The 14,700-nt window shown below is 66.5% G+C and carries 12 protein-coding genes; 4 read left to right on the forward strand and 8 right to left on the reverse strand.

Features of this window, described 5'->3' with window-relative positions; translation table 11 throughout:
* Positions 1 to 45: 45 nt before the first annotated feature.
* The 3 genes from ACP7AX_RS15140 to ACP7AX_RS15150 form a co-directional block, all read right to left on the reverse strand.
* Positions 46 to 1,035, reverse strand: a complete 990-nt coding sequence (locus ACP7AX_RS15140; protein WP_426227477.1) for a DUF6707 family protein — start codon at positions 1,033 to 1,035, stop codon at positions 46 to 48.
* An 88-nt stretch (positions 1,036 to 1,123) separates the two neighbouring features.
* Entirely contained in the window at positions 1,124 to 1,663 is a 540-nt protein-coding gene (locus tag ACP7AX_RS15145) for an NUDIX hydrolase family protein (RefSeq protein WP_108597822.1), read from the reverse strand.
* Positions 1,664 to 1,757: 94 nt separating this feature from the next.
* Complete coding sequence (locus ACP7AX_RS15150) at positions 1,758 to 2,504, reverse strand: VOC family protein (protein WP_426227479.1); 747 nt, start codon at positions 2,502 to 2,504, stop codon at positions 1,758 to 1,760.
* Between the two features lie 105 nt (positions 2,505 to 2,609).
* Between ACP7AX_RS15150 and ACP7AX_RS15155 the strand changes: the two genes are divergently transcribed.
* Positions 2,610 to 3,212 (forward strand): YdeI/OmpD-associated family protein, encoded by a 603-nt coding sequence (locus ACP7AX_RS15155; protein WP_426227481.1) that lies wholly within the window; start codon positions 2,610 to 2,612, stop codon positions 3,210 to 3,212.
* 35 nt (positions 3,213 to 3,247) lie between these two features.
* On the opposite strand, the gene ACP7AX_RS15160 is transcribed toward ACP7AX_RS15155, so the two are convergent.
* From ACP7AX_RS15160 to ACP7AX_RS15175, 4 genes are all read right to left on the reverse strand, one after another.
* On the reverse strand, positions 3,248 to 4,414 hold the full coding sequence (locus ACP7AX_RS15160) for an ABC transporter ATP-binding protein (protein WP_426227483.1): 1,167 nt from the start codon (positions 4,412 to 4,414) through the stop codon (positions 3,248 to 3,250).
* Complete coding sequence (locus tag ACP7AX_RS15165; RefSeq protein ID WP_426227486.1) at positions 4,411 to 6,003, reverse strand: ABC transporter permease; 1,593 nt, start codon at positions 6,001 to 6,003, stop codon at positions 4,411 to 4,413. The genes ACP7AX_RS15160 and ACP7AX_RS15165 overlap by 4 nt, the downstream gene beginning before the upstream one ends.
* A gap of 4 nt (positions 6,004 to 6,007) precedes the next feature.
* Positions 6,008 to 7,069 (reverse strand): iron ABC transporter substrate-binding protein, encoded by a 1,062-nt coding sequence (locus tag ACP7AX_RS15170; RefSeq protein ID WP_426227488.1) that lies wholly within the window; start codon positions 7,067 to 7,069, stop codon positions 6,008 to 6,010.
* A gap of 163 nt (positions 7,070 to 7,232) precedes the next feature.
* Positions 7,233 to 8,447: a glycoside hydrolase family 76 protein gene (locus ACP7AX_RS15175; RefSeq protein WP_426227490.1), complete on the reverse strand. Its 1,215-nt coding sequence runs from the start codon at positions 8,445 to 8,447 to the stop codon at positions 7,233 to 7,235.
* A 100-nt stretch (positions 8,448 to 8,547) separates the two neighbouring features.
* On the opposite strand from ACP7AX_RS15175, the gene ACP7AX_RS15180 reads away from it, so the two are divergent.
* Both ACP7AX_RS15180 and ACP7AX_RS15185 read left to right on the forward strand, forming a co-directional pair.
* On the forward strand, positions 8,548 to 9,363 hold the full coding sequence (locus tag ACP7AX_RS15180; protein WP_426227492.1) for an SDR family NAD(P)-dependent oxidoreductase: 816 nt from the start codon (positions 8,548 to 8,550) through the stop codon (positions 9,361 to 9,363).
* A complete protein-coding gene (locus ACP7AX_RS15185) occupies positions 9,360 to 10,607 on the forward strand; it encodes an acyl-CoA dehydrogenase family protein (protein ID WP_426227494.1) in 1,248 nt (415 codons plus the stop codon). Before ACP7AX_RS15180 ends, ACP7AX_RS15185 begins: the two co-directional genes overlap by 4 nt.
* Positions 10,608 to 10,631: 24 nt before the next feature.
* Here ACP7AX_RS15185 and ACP7AX_RS15190 read toward each other — a convergent pair whose 3' ends face one another.
* Positions 10,632 to 11,480 carry a DUF1684 domain-containing protein gene (locus ACP7AX_RS15190; RefSeq protein ID WP_131684541.1) on the reverse strand — a complete coding sequence of 283 codons (849 nt, stop codon included), beginning with the start codon at positions 11,478 to 11,480 and terminating at the stop codon, positions 10,632 to 10,634.
* 201 nt (positions 11,481 to 11,681) lie between these two features.
* On the opposite strand from ACP7AX_RS15190, the gene ppc reads away from it, so the two are divergent.
* Positions 11,682 to 14,504 carry a phosphoenolpyruvate carboxylase gene (gene ppc, locus ACP7AX_RS15195; RefSeq protein ID WP_426227497.1) on the forward strand — a complete coding sequence of 941 codons (2,823 nt, stop codon included), beginning with the start codon at positions 11,682 to 11,684 and terminating at the stop codon, positions 14,502 to 14,504.
* The last annotated feature ends 196 nt before the right edge of the window (positions 14,505 to 14,700 follow it).

Here is a 14,700-nt window from a genome sequence, read left to right on the forward strand (position 1 = left end):
TCCGGCGCTACCCCGGGTAGGGGTAATTCCCCTCATCCTGACCGCTCAGGCCCTGACGGCCTCGAGTTCGTTGCTGATCCGGCGCTGGAGCTCGCCGGCACCGATGGTTTCCGATCCGCCGTGCGCCCGCAGGAAGAGCAGGGACTCCAGCCGCAGCAACCGCCATTCCCGCTCGGCCTCGTGGTTGGAGTTGTCGATGGACCGGAAGATTTCCTTGTCATACAGGTTCGGTTCGTTCAGGGAACGCTGGCGGATTTTGGCGCTCATCCGTGCCTTGAACGGGTCCGTTTCCTGGTTTTCGGGCGTACGCAGGAGTTTCTCGTACACCTCGGCGCGGTCCTCCTGCCGGTCCTGGCGGCAGATATAGCTGGACAGGGCGAGCGAGGCCTCCACGGACGCCCACCTCCCAGGGTTTCCGTCGTACGCCAGGACGTTGAGCAGGTCCGCGACAGCCAGCGCCCCCTCAGGATCCTTGAGCGTGATGAAGAGTTCGTGGGCCAGGTCGCTGAGGTCCTTGAGGCAGCTGCCCGACTTGAAGTTGATGCCCTTGGTCAATTTGTCCGCCAGCAGCAGCACCCCCACGGCATCCGGGTGGGCTTCGGCCGCAGCCTCCACAACAGCTTCCGGCGTGCCCTGCGGCTCAGGGATGCGGGCAAGCTCTGCGGCGGTTGGCCCGCTCACGGCGGGCGGGATGGCAGGCAGGGGAGGTACGACGACGGCGGGAGCCGCCGGGGCTTCCTCCGGTTCCGCCGCGGGAGGTTCCGCGGCCAACGACAGAGGTGTGCCGGCGTCGGGCGTTTCGTCAATGACGGCGGTGTTCAGGATCTTGACGTCGGAGCCTGCGGCGATGCGCACTGTGCCGCCGCCGGAGAGGCTGGCCAGGACCACTGCGGGAACGCCGTAGTCATCGGATTCGAGCTCCACCTGCTGGATTTCCGCGGTCCGTTCACCGTCCGGCAGGAGGAGTTGATCGCCGGTGGTCAGAGATCCAGCCTGCTGTTCGCTGTAGTACCGGGAGGCTGGGGTTTCGGTCATGAAAGTCCTTAAATTCTCTTGCGGTCCGCCCTACAGTCTACTGAGGCAGGGGCCGGAAGTCGGGGACCCCGGGGAACGCGCGCGGGGCTTAGAAGCCCACCCCGGCGAAGGCCAGTGCCTGACGGATGAGGGCGCCGCGGCCGCCGCTGAACTCGAGCTGGACGTCGGGGCTGAGCACTTCCTCCGGTGTCATCCAGGTCAGTTCCAGGGCGTCCTGGCGCGGTTCGCATTCGCCGGTTACGGGAATGACGTAGACCAGCGAGACGGCGTGTTGGCGGTCGTCGGTGAAGCCGGTGTGGGACGGGGCGGGGAAGTATTCGGCCACGGTGAAGGGCACCGGGCTGATGGGGAGCTGGGGAAAGGCGAGGGGCCCGAGGTCCTTCTCCATGTGGCGCAGGAGCGCGGCGCGGACCGTCTCGCGGTAGATCACGCGGCCCGAAACCAGTGACCGGATCATGGTGCCGTCTTCATCGGCCTGCAGCAGCGTGCCCACCTCGTTCACGAATCCCAGCGGATCCAGCCTGACCGGAACGGCTTCCACATAGATCATGGGGAGCCTCCCGCGGGCCTCAAAGAGGTCTTCTTCGGAAAGCCAGCCGGGATTCGGGTCAGGAGTGCGAACGTTCATGGTTAAGTTCTACCCCATCGGACAGGGACGGGCCGGTGAGGAGTGAGCTCTCGGCGTAAAGCGTCGCTGAAAGCGGTGAAATCTCACCTTTCGATTATTGCGTGGCGAGCCGCTGGGAAATCCAGAGGGTGGGCGGGACGTGGGCATCGGTGCTGCCGGAACGGTCCGCCGCATCCGGGTGGGCCACGTGCAGCGTCCTGGCGAAGGCCTCCTCCGTCTCGGACACGGCGATACCCGCAGCGGTGAGCCGGTCCCGCACGGTGCGCAGATCGCCGTCGTACTCGAATCCCAGGCCGGACCGCGGGTTGCCGGACGCGGGGCGAACCATCAGCACCCCGCCGTTCTTGGCGGTGAAGTCGGCCGTTTCGTCAGCATCCGGGACAGGACGGAAGAGAGCCCCGATGTCCTGCAGCGTCACAGCCGCCGCGCCTGGATCGGCGGTGAACCATACCCCGACGACGGTGAGGGCCGGGTCAGCCTCCGTGGCAACCGCGCCCTCGGCCCCTTTGTCCGCCAGAAAGCTCAAGCCGTCCTTGCTGGTGACGCGGCACGACTCGCCGTGGTCCACAGTGATGAGTTCGGCGGTGGTGGTTCCGGATTCATCTGCGGCGAGGTTGGTGCGCCGCGCGAACTCGGCCAGATCGCGTACCTCAACGCCGAGGGCCGTTGTGCCGTCATCAGCTGCGCCTGCCTCGGCCAGATGCAGCGCCAGCCGGCCGGCACCGGAGTCGAACTCCCGCCATGGGCCCTCATCAACAGTCTTGGCCATACCCAGGGCTGTCAGGAGTTCCTCCCACGCGTCCGGGCGGGACGTGAAGTGGATGGGGCGGACACGCAGCATGGGTTTCTCCTCGCATCGTCAAACGGGCAGACAGGGCCATCATGCCACGCGGTGAATCGGCCGGAACAGTCCCGTTGGCGGTCAAGTGGCAGGCAGAATAGGGCCATGGCCATTGAACTGGAGGAATTGCTGGTGCCGGATGCGGCAGCGTGGCGGCGGTGGCTGGAAAACAACCACACAGACAGTCCCGGCGTGTGGCTGGTTCTCCACAAGAAGGGCGGCAACGTCACTGAACTGGACTATGACGCCGCCCTCGATGAGGCGCTGTGCTTCGGATGGATCGATGGCCAGGTCAGAAAGCGCGACGCCGGGAGCTACTTCCAGCGGATGACCCGCCGGGTCCGCAGGAGTCCCTGGTCCGCCCGCAACGTGGGGATCGTCGCGCGGCTGGAAGCCGAAGGCAGGATGACGGCCGCCGGCCGGGCCGCCGTCGAAAGCGCCAAAGCCGACGGCCGTTGGGACGCAGCTTATGGCGGGCAGGGCACGGCAGAGTTTCCAGCGGACCTGGCTGCCGCCATAGCCGCAGTCCCGGCGGCGCAGGCGATGTTCGAGGTCCTCACCTCGGTAAACCGGTACGCGATGATCTACCGGACGGTCACCGCCAAGAAGCCGGAGACCCGGGCGGCCCGGATCGCCTCCTACGTGGAGATGCTGGCCCGCGGCGAGACGCTGTACCCGCAGAAGAAGAAGCCTCCTGTTGACCCCTGACGCCGGTGACGGGCCAAGTCACCAACAGGACCGGCTCAGGCAGCGGCGGGATCGAGGGGAAATGCCACGCCTTCACCCACCACCCGGAGGCAGAGTTCCATGCCCGGCCTCGCGATCGAAGCGTTCCAGTGCCGGATGGTGATGATCTCGCCGCCGCCGGGGTAGCGGTGATCGGTGCCGTTAGCGAGTTCAGGGGGCACCGCGAGTTTCAACCGGACGGTGGTTTCCGGGCCGAAGTAATCAGTGTCAACCACCACGCCGCGGATGGGGCCGTCCTCGGCGATGCGGATCTGCTCGGGCCGGAGCATCAGCTGCACAAGGCCTTGGGCCGGCGGGCGGCGGACGGGGATTCCGCCCAGCGAGCAGGTGGCCAGCGTGCCTTCCATCCAGGCATCCAGGATGACGGCGTCACCCAGGAACTCGGCGGTCTCCCGGTCAACGGGCTTGGTGTAGACCACAAACGGGTTGCCGATCTGGGCCAGCTTGCCGCCGCGCATGACGGCCACCTGGTCGGCGAAGGACAGGGCTTCGGCCTGGTCGTGGGTGACCAGGATGGTGGTGACGCCGGCCTCCGCCAGGACCTTGGCGACGGCGCGCCGAGTGGCCACCCGGAGGCCTGCGTCCAGGGCTGAGAACGGCTCATCCAGCAGCATCAGTTCGGGTTCGCGGGCCAGCGCGCGCGCCAGGGCCACACGCTGCTGCTGACCGCCGGAGAGCTGGTGCGGCCGCCGCCGGCTCATGCCCTCGTCCAGGGAGACCATCGCCAGGAGTTCGCTGATCCGAGCCTGCACGGCGCTGCGGCCGCCGGGAAGTTTGCGCGCGTCCAGGCCGAACGCGATGTTCTGGCCCACGCTCAGGTGCGGAAAGAGGGCGCCGTCCTGGGCCACGTATCCGATGTGGCGTTTGTGGGCCGGCAGCCAGACGCCGTCGCCGGCAACCTTGGAACCGTTGAGGGAAATGTTGCCAGTGGCCGGGTGCTCGAAGCCCGCGATCAGCCGCAGCAGGGTGGTTTTGCCTGAGCCGGATGGTCCCACGATCGCCGTGGTGCTGCCCTTGGCCACGGACAGGTTGACGCCTTTGAGGACGGCCTGGGAGCCGAAATTCTTGGTGACATCGGTGATGGTCAGGTGGCTGTTGGTGCTGGGCGCCACCGAGGCCGCGATCCGGGGTCCGGGACGCCTGGAGGGGGATTGTTCGGTCACTGTCCGGCCGCTTTCTTGGACTGTTGGAAGAGCAGGTAGGTCATGGGCGCCGAGAGCAGGATCATCAGCAGGGCGTAAGGGGCTGCGCCGGCGTAATCGATCTCGCTGCTCTTGGACCAGAATTCGGTGGCGAGCGTCCGGGTCCCGTTGGGGGAGAGGAGCAAGGTGGCGGTGAGCTCGTTGGCGATCGCGAGGAACACCAGGGCGGCTCCGCCGGCGGCAGCCGGAGCCGTGAGCCGCAAGGTCACCCGGATGAAGGAGAGAAGCGGCGGTTTGCCCAGGGCCTGGGCGGCCTCGTCCAGTTCCTTGGGGGCCTGGGCCAGGCCGGCGCGGAGGTTGACCAGCGCCCGCGGCAGGAACAGCAGGACGTAGGCGGCTACCAGCAGACCCGCGCTCTGGTACACGCCGGGAACCAGCCGGATGCTGACCGTCACGAATGCGAGGCCCACCACGATCCCGGGCAGGGAACTGGTGACGTAGTTGGAGAGCTCCAGGGATTTGCTGAACCAGCTGGGGTGGCGCACTGCAAGGTAGGCCATGGGGAACGCGACGATGGTGGTCACTGCGGCGCCGGCCAGGCCGTAGCCGAGGGTGGTCAGGAGAGCCGGCAGGAACTCGTCCGCCGCCCAGATGGCCGGGCCGCCGGCGGCGATCCAGCGCAGGACGAAGAACAGCGGAAGGCCGAACGCCAGGGCCGTCAGGGCAAGCAGCGCCAGCTGGGCGGGGGCCTGGTACGCGTGCAGCGGCAGGCGCAGGGCCTTGGCCTGGGCACCTGAGCCAACCCGGGCGTAGCGGGCTGTGCCGCGGCCGCGGGCTTCCACCACCAGCAGGATCAGGCAGAAGAACACCAGGACGCTCGCCAGCATATTTCCGGCTGTGCCGTTGAAGGTGGACTGATACTGGACCATGATCGCGGTGGTGAAGGTGTCAAAGCGGATCATGGCGAAGGCGCCGTACTCGGCGAGCAGGTGAAGGCCCACCAGGAGCGCGCCGCCGGTCATGGCGATGCGCAGCTGCGGCAGGACCACCCGGAAAAAGACCCGCCAGGCGCCGAGCCCCAGCGCGGCGGCGGACTGTTCGATGGCAGGATCCAGGCGGCTGAGCGTGGCGGCTGCCGGAATGTACACGAGCGGGAAGTAGGAGAGGCTGGCGATCAGGACGCCGGAGCCGAGCCCCTCCAGCGACGGGATGGCAGAAACCCAGGCGTAGCTGTTCACAAACGCGGGGATGGCCAGCGGCGCCGCCAGCAGCACGGCCCAGATTTTGTGGCCGCGCAGCTGGGTGCGTTCCACCAGCCAGGCGCCGCCGACACCCAGGACAAGGCAGAGCGGCACAGTCACCACCATCAGCAGCACGGTGTTGAGCAGGAGCTCGCCGACGCGCGGCCGGAAAATCAGTTCGACGGCGGTGTCCCACCCGGTCACGGCCGTCATGTAGACGACGTAGCCCAGCGGGACGAGGGAAAACAGTGCAATCAGCACCGCCAGGATGGACACCACGGAAACGCCGAAAGGCGGGCGGGGGCTTTCGCCCCGGCCCGCCGTCGTCGTGCTCCCCGTGGAAGGGGGAGCCGATAGATCAGTGGTCACAGAATTACAGGAGTCCTGCCTTGGTCATGAGCTCGGTGACCTTGGTGGAGTTCAGCTTCGCCGGGTCCACCGTGGGCGCCTGAAGATCAGCCAGCGGGACCAGCTTCTCGTTTGCCGGCACGTCAGAGGCGATGGCGTATTCGAAGGACGTGCCCTTCTGCAGCACTTCCTGGCCCTTCTTGCCGGTGACGAACTTCAGGAAAGCCTGCGCAGCGGCCGCGTTCTTCGCGGTTTTCAGGACACCGCCGCCGGAGACGGACACAAACGCGCCCGGGTCCTGGTTCTTGAAGTAGTACGGGGTGACCTTGTTGGAGTTTTCGCCGGTCTTGGCCTGGTCGCCGTAGTAGTAGTAGTGGTAGATCAGGGCGGCGTCCACTTCGCCGGCGTTGACTGCCTTCATGGCGGTGCTGTTGCCCTTGTAGGCCTTGAAGTTTTCCTTCATGCCCTTGAGCCACTCGTCCGCTGCGGCCTCGCCCTTGAGCTCGACCAGTGCGGCCACGATGGCCTGGAAGTCAGCGCCCGACGGGGATGCGGCCCACCTGCCCTTCCACTCAGGGTTTGCCAGGTCAAGCATGGACTTGGGCAGCTGGTCCTCGGTCAGTTTGGCTTTGTCGTACACCAGGACTGTGGAGCGGGCGGCGATGCCGGTCCACTTGTTGGTGCTGGGACGGTACTCTTCCGGAACCTGCTCCACGGTGGCTGCGTCGACATCGGCGAAGAGGCCGGCATTCTCGACCTGGGCCATGGCGGGTGAGTTCTCGGTGAGGAAGACATCAGCCGGGGATGCTGCGCCTTCCTGGACGATCTGGTTGGAAAGCTCGGTGTCCGAGCCCTGGCGCATGGTCACCTTGACGCCGGTCTCAGCCGTGAAGGCATCGATCCATTCCTTGGTCAGGCTTTCGTGCTGGGCGTTGTACACCGTGATCTCGCCGGACACTTTGGCGTCGGCCGAGGCGGAGGGGGCGGTGGTGGCTGCCGGGGAGGTGCTGCCGCCGCAGGCGGTCAATCCCAGGGCTGCGGTGGCGGCGAGTGCGATGCCGGCCAGGGCGCTGTTGCGGATCTTCATTGAGGCTACTTTCTGGGGAAAAAGTGTTGTGGACCGATGGTCCGGGCAAGCCGGGACGGGGGCTGGCTCACTCGAGAAACTGTAGGTTAGCCAAACCTAAGATACCAAGCCCGATCCGCCGGAAGTGATCAGGATCACATCAATTACGTAACTGTTGCGTGACTTAATTACCCGCCCGCTTCGGCTGGACGGTCGCGGCGGCCTCCAGGACCATCCAGGCCTGCAGCTGGGTGGAAAGTTCGACGGCGGCACCCGGGGGATAGGTTGCCCCGGCCGGCTGCGTGGCGTGGATGGAGAAGACCACGCCGCCGTCCACGAGGCGGCGGCCGGCCCAGAACGCGTCAGCTGTGGCCAGTACGAGTTCGGCAGCGGCGGACCGGGCGGACGCGGGAAGTCGGTCATCGAGGGCGGCGAGTGCCAGGTAGCGGCAGAGGATCCCGGTGAAGAGTCCGCCGTCGCCCGTTCCGTCACAGCGGAGAACCCGCGACGGCGGCGCGGCGGGGGGCGCCCCGCCGGGCGCAAGTTCAGGGGCGAGCGTGGGCACTGTCAGGTGCCGGGCCACGGCCCCGATGAGGGCGGCGGCGCGGGCCAGGTTGGCTTCGCCACCCAGTTCCAGGAGTGCACCGAGTACGGGCCCTTGGTTGTAGGTGTAGATGTTGCCCTCCACCACCACTTCGCCGGCCGCGTTGAGCCGGGCGCCGTCGAGGTAGAGGCCCTGGGGCTCGTCAAAAAGCACGGCGTTGAGCCAGTCCACCAGCCTCTGGGCCTTAGCCTGGTGCCCGGTCCGGGCGTAGTACAGGGCTACCGGGGCTGTGGCAGGGGTGTTCTTGAAATCCCGCTTCTTGCTCCAAAATGTCCCGCCGCCGAGGTCGTCGGTGGAAGCCGAATCGAACTGGAGGGTCAGTTTTTCCCGGATCCGGGCGTGGCGGCGCTGCCCGGGTTTGCGGGTTTCCTCCGCCAGTTTCTCCAGCCGGTGCGTGGCCAGCGCCAGCCACGCCATGTCGTCGTAGTAGCTGTTGACGAAGGTGAAGGCGTTGCGCAGCCGGATGCCGGTGACCAGCCGGGAAGCGAGCTTGCCGGCGCTCGGATGGTCCGGGCCGTTGAAACGCGCCGCCGGGGTTGCTCCGTTGCCCAGTTCACGGCGCCCGGCGTCCACCAGGCAGTCCACGTAGTGCGCCTGCCACCAGTAATGCCACGGCTGGAGGAGGTTCTTCAGCTGTTTCGAGGGCCACTGCACTGCTGCCAGATGGGTCCCCGGAAGCCAGAGCAGGCGCCGGCCAAACAGTGCCGTGACGGAGCGGGCAGCCACATTTGCCCTGTCCTGCCAGTCGACCGGCTGGAGGCTGGACGGGGCGGTGCTGGGGTCCGGCGAGGTCATGGTTTCCAGCCTAACGGGTGCAGGCCGCGGGTATTTCAGTTAACATTCACTAACTAATGGTCGCGCTGGGCAGCTCCGGTGGCCGCATCAAGGAGGATGTATGGACGTCTTGGGTACTGTGGCTCTGATTACGGGCGGGGCGTCCGGTCTGGGTGCCGCCACGGCCAGGCGGCTGTTCGACGCCGGCGCGTCGGTTGTGTTGATCGATCTCCCGTCGTCGGCCGGTGCGGCTTTCGCGGCGGAGCTGAACGGGACCGGCCCCTCTGACGGCGGCACCTCCGGCTCCGGCCGGGCTGCGGTTTTTGTTCCGGCTGACGTCACCGATGCGGCGCAGGTGCAGGCCGCCGTCGACGCCGCCGTGGCGCTTGGCCCCTTGCGGATTGTGGTGAACTGCGCCGGTATTGCCACCCCCGGGAAGGTGCTGGGACGGGACGGAGTGCTGCCGCTGGACACCTTCAACCGCGTCATCCAGGTGAACCTCATCGGCACGTTCAACGTGCTGCGGCTTGCTGTCGCGGCAATGGTCACCACGGAACCGGTCAGCACCGAACTGGGCGGTCCGGAGCGCGGGGTCATCGTCAATACGGCGTCGGTGGCGGCCTTCGATGGCCAGATCGGCCAACCTGCCTATGCCGCGTCCAAGGGTGCCGTTGCCGCAATGACGCTGCCGTTGGCCCGTGAACTGGCGCGCTCGCTGGTCCGCGTGGTCACCATCGCCCCGGGCATTTTCGAGACGCCCATGATGGCCACCCTTCCGCAGGACGCGCAGGATTCCCTGGGGCAGCAGGTACCGCACCCGTCCCGCCTCGGCAGGCCCGCCGAGTACGCCAACCTGGTGGCCCACATTGTGGAGAACGCCATGCTCAACGGGGAAACCATCAGGCTCGACGGCGCCATCCGTATGGGCCCGAAGTGAACACGGCGCCGGTTGAGGCGGCGGCGGGGCCGCGGCTCGAGGACCTGCCCACGGCCGACTTTTTTGCGTTCGAATCCCTGCTCAGCCCCACGGAGCAGGCCAAGCTGGCCGAGCTTCGCCAGTTCCTCGCCACGGAAATCGCGCCCTATGCAACCGACTGGTGGAACAAGGCTGAATTTCCCGCCCACATCCTTCCCAAACTCGCGGCGCTTGAGCTGAGCACCCCGGCGCAGCGCGGCTACAGCAACCTGTTCGCCGGGCTGGTCATCGCCGAGATGACGCGGGTGGACACGTCGATTGCCACGTTCTTCCTGGTGCACCACGATCTGTTTGTTGAGTCACTCTACGGCTTCGGCTCGGCGGATCAGAAGGAGCGCCTGCTGGCGGACGCCTCAAGCCTGCGCATCACCGGCGCATTCGCGCTCACCGAACCGGGCCACGGCTCCGATGTGGCCGGCGGGATGGAGACCCGGGCGAGCCGGATTTCCTCTACGACAGGGGAGCCCGACGACGGCGGCGACACTTGGGTGCTGAACGGTGCCAAGCGCTGGATCGGGAACGGGACGTTCTGCGACTACCTGTTGGTGTGGGCGCGGGAAGAGACCGCAGCCGGCGCCTCCGGCCAAGGCGCCGTCCGCGGGTTCATTGTTGACGCTTCCTTGGCGGGCGTGACCCGGAGCCGGATCGAAAACAAGATTGCCTTGCGGACGGTGCAGAACGCGGACATCGTCTTCGAGGACGTCCGCGTTCCGGAGGCGGACCGGTTTGCTGGGATCAGCAGCTTCGAGGACACCAACCAGCTCCTGCGCGGATCCCGGATCATGGTGGCCTGGCAGGCGGTGGGGCAGCAGATGGCGGCGTTCGACGTCGCCCGGCAGTACGCCGTCGAACGCCAACAGTTCGGGCGGCCGCTGGCGAAGTTCCAGCTCATCCAGCAGCAGCTGGTCACGATGCTGGGCAACGCCGTCGCGAGCATGGGGATGATGGCACGGATCGCGCAGCTGCAGGACGCCGGCGCTGCGGACATGGCGCAGGTGGCGCTGGCGAAGTCCTATACAAGTGCCCGGATGCGGGAGACCGTGGCGCTGGGCAGGTCAATCCTGGGCGGCAACGGCATTGTGACCGATTACCGGATGGCCAAGATCTTTTCCGATGCCGAGGCTATCTACACCTATGAGGGTTCGTTCGAAATCAACACCCTCATCGTTGGGCGGGCGGTCACCGGCGTTTCCGCCATCGTCTAGAACAGCGAGTCCAGAGCAGAGCGTCTAGAACAGTGCAGGCTCTTTCTCGCCGGCTTCGATGCGGTAGTCCAGGCTGTTGTTCTTCACCGGCATGGGGCAGGTGCCGTACGGAGTGAAGGCGCTGGGGTAATTGATGGCGCGGTTGAAATCAAGGATGACCGTCCGGTTCCCCAGTGCGTCAACGCGGGGCCGGGCGGTGGAGAGCTTCCGCCACTCGGCTGTTGCTGCTTCCGGCGGGGCTGCCCCGTTGGTTTCGTCGTGGAACGTGATGGTCAGGGCGCCGAGTTTTTCCTCTTCGGCCTGCAGGCGGAATGTATGGTCCTTGCCCGGCAGCCGGAAAACCACCTCACCCACCGAATAGTGCACGCCGTCCACCAGCGGATTGGCGGTTCCGATGGGGATCGCCACCGGTTCGGGATACGGCTCGTAGCCAGCCTCGATCACCAGGTCCGGGTTGTATTCGAAGGTGGGCACGCCGTCGAATTCGGTGAACACCGGTGAGGCGGAGTCCCGGGTGCGGATGGCGTACCGGCCCGCGCGCATGGCGAGTTCCACCACCACCTGTTTGCCGTCCCCGCCGCCGAACTGGACCCACATCAGGGACTCCTCGTCGGCGAGGGTGGCCGTGAGGGTGCCGACAACGGTTTCGCCGGTCTCAACAAGCGTCAGCCCGTCATCCGCCACGGCGGTGAGCGTCGCCGTCGTGCCGTCCGTTGACCAAAGGCCAGGGGCGGGTTCGACGCCGGCGGGTTGGGTCTCGAGCCACTGGAAGGAGGTGAGGGTGAGCCAGCCGTGGGGGGTCGCAAGGGCGGCGTTCCGGTTGGTGCGGAAGCGCTGCCAGCGCTCAAGCTGTGCGGTTGGTGCTGTGCTCATGTAACCTCCAGGTTTTGCCGGTGCGCCGGGTACAACCGCAGCAGGGAGGTGTTCATTCCGCCGGCCAGGTGAGGACGCGTCACCATCTGAGACGGATTCCGCCCGGGGGCGAGGTGCGGGTAGCATCGAAAGCCAGTAACGTGGCTCACAGTATCCAGCGCAGTGTACGAGCCAAGTCCGAACCCTCGAAAGACAGTTTCAATGGCTAACACTGCAATGAATTCCGCAACCGACCTCGCCTCAGAACTCCGGGCCGACGTCCGCCGCGTCTCCACCCTGCTGGGCGAATCCCTGGTGCGCCAGCATGGTCCGGAGCTTCTGAACCTCGTGGAGCAGGTCCGCCTGCTGACCAAGGAATCCAAGGAAGCCGCCCGCGGCGGTGCGGACGCCACCGGGCCCTGGAGCGCGCACGACGTCGTCCAGCAGGTCCGCGAACTGCTTGGTTCCCTGCCCATTGAACAGGCCACCGACCTCGTCCGGGCGTTTGCGTTCTACTTCCACCTGGCGAACGCAGCGGAGCAGGTCCACCGCGTCCGTGGGCTGCGGACCAGGCAGGAAAAGGACGGCTGGCTTGCCAAAGCCGTCTCCGAGATTGCCGCCCAGGCCGGGCCCGAGGTCCTCCAGGAAGTGGTCAACGGACTGGATGTCCGGCCCATTTTCACCGCGCACCCCACCGAGGCCTCCCGGCGTTCGGTGCTGGACAAGATCCGCAAGCTTTCGGACGTCCTCGCCCAGCCCACCAAGGAAGGCACCACCGCCCGCCGCCGCCAGGACCGGCAGCTTGCCGAGGTCATCGACCAGATGTGGCAGACGGACGAACTCCGCCAGGTCCGTCCCACTCCCGTGGACGAGGCCCGCAACGCCATCTATTACCTGGGCGGCATCCTCACCGACGCCATGCCCGAGATGCTCACGGAACTCTCCGAACTGCTGGACGAGCATGGCGTGAGCCTGGCCTCCCAGAACGCCCCCATCCGGTTCGGGTCATGGATCGGCGGCGACCGCGACGGCAACCCCAACGTCACCGCGGCGGTCACCCGGGAAATCCTCCAGATCCAGAGCCAGCACGCCATCCGCATTAGCATCAGCATGATGGACGGGCTGATCTCTATCCTGTCCAACTCCACCGCGCTCGCCGGAGCGGACCAGAACCTGCTGGACTCCATCGACGCCGACCTGCAGAAACTCCCGGGCCTGGACCGCCGTGTCCTCGAGCTCAACGCCCAGGAGCCCTACCGGCTCAAGCTCACCTGCATCAAGGCCAAACTGATCAACACCGGCAAGCGCATTGCCGCGGATTCCGCCCATGAGCATGGCCGTGATTACAGCGCCACCGACGAGCTGCTGGCCGATCTTGAACTGCTGGAACTCTCACTCCGCAACCATTCGGGTGCGCTGGCGGCCGATGGCGCGCTTGCCCGGGTCCGGCGTGCGGTGGCGTCCTTCGGCCTGCACCTGGCCACCCTGGACATCCGCGAACACGCCGACCACCACCATGACGCCGTCGGCCAGCTGATGGACCGGCTCGGCGGGCCGGGCCTCCGGTACGCCGAGCTGAGCCGGCACGAGCGCTTCGATGTGCTGGGGTCCGAGCTCGCCTCCCGCCGGCCGCTGTCCGGCCACCCGATTAAGCTCGACGGCGTCGCTGACGGAACGTACGACGTCTTCCGTGAGATCCGCCGCGCCCTGCGCACCTACGGTCCGGACGTCATCGAGACCTACATCATCTCCATGACCCGCGGTGCCGACGACGTCCTGGCCGCCGCGGTCCTGGCCCGCGAGGCCGGCCTCATCAACCTGTTCGGCGCTGCCCCGTATGCCAAGATCGGGTTCGCGCCGCTGCTGGAGACCGTGGAGGAGCTGCGGGCCTCGGCGGAGATCGTGGACCAGCTGCTGTCTGTCCCCGCGTACCGTGATCTGGTCCGGCTGCGCGGCGACGTCCAGGAAATCATGCTGGGCTACTCTGACTCCAACAAGGAATCCGGCGTCATCACCAGCCAGTGGGAGATCCACAAGACGCAGCGGAACCTGCGCGACGTCGCGGCCAAGCATGGGGTCCGCGTCAGGTTGTTCCACGGCCGGGGCGGTTCCGTGGGCCGTGGTGGCGGGCCCACGTATGACGCCATCATGGCGCAGCCCAACGGCGTCCTCGAAGGCGAAATCAAGTTCACCGAACAGGGCGAGGTCATCTCCGACAAGTACTCGCTGCCGGAACTGGCCAGGGAAAACCTTGAGCTGTCCCTTGCCGCCGTGCTCCAGGGTTCAGCCCTGCACCGGGATCCGCGGACCTCCGACGATCAGCGCGAACGGTACGGCCACGTTATGGAGATCATCTCCGACGCCGCCTTTGACCGGTACCGGAAGCTTATTGACCACCCGGACCTGCCCGCGTACTTCCTGGCGTCCACGCCGGTGGAGCAGTTGGGCTCGCTGAACATTGGCTCCCGGCCGTCAAAACGCCCGGATTCCGGGGCCGGCCTGGGTGGTCTGCGCGCTATCCCGTGGGTGTTCGGCTGGACGCAGTCGCGGCAGATCGTCCCCGGCTGGTTCGGTGTGGGCTCCGGCCTGAAGGCGGCGCGCGAGGCCGGGAACTCCGCCCAGCTGGTGGAGATGATGGAGGGCTGGCACTTCTTCAAGTCCGTCCTGTCCAACGTGGAAATGACGCTGGCCAAGACTGACATGGACATCGCGGGCTACTACGTGTCCACTTTGGTCCCCGAGGAGCTGCACCACATTTTTCGGGCCATCCGCGAAGAGTACGAACTCACGGTCACCGAGGTCCAGAACCTGACGGGTGAGCACGTCCTCCTCGACGCCCAGCCCACTTTGAAGCGCTCGCTGGAGATCCGCGATCAGTACCTGGATCCCATCAGCTACCTGCAGGTGGAACTGCTCCGCCGCGTGCGGGCAGACTCCCGGTCCGATAGCGGGACTATTGACGGCGCCGAAATTGACGAGCGGCTCCAGCGGGCCATGCTGATCACGGTCAACGGAGTGGCGGCCGGCCTCCGCAACACCGGCTAAGACGCTCTGGCACTTCCCGCCGGTTTCCCGGGACGCTCTCTCACTACCTGCGGGTTTTCCGGCGATGCTCTCTCACTTTCCTGAAGAAAGTGAGAGAGCATCTGTGATTTTCCTGCAGCAAGTGAGAGAGCCCCTCTCCGTCAGGCTGGTTGTGAGTCATTCATTACCTGTTGATTTAAGGAGCCGGCGATGCCTG

Origin of the sequence: Pseudarthrobacter sp. DSP2-3-2b1, assembly GCF_049895945.1 — a bacterium.
GTDB lineage: Bacteria > Actinomycetota > Actinomycetes > Actinomycetales > Micrococcaceae > Arthrobacter.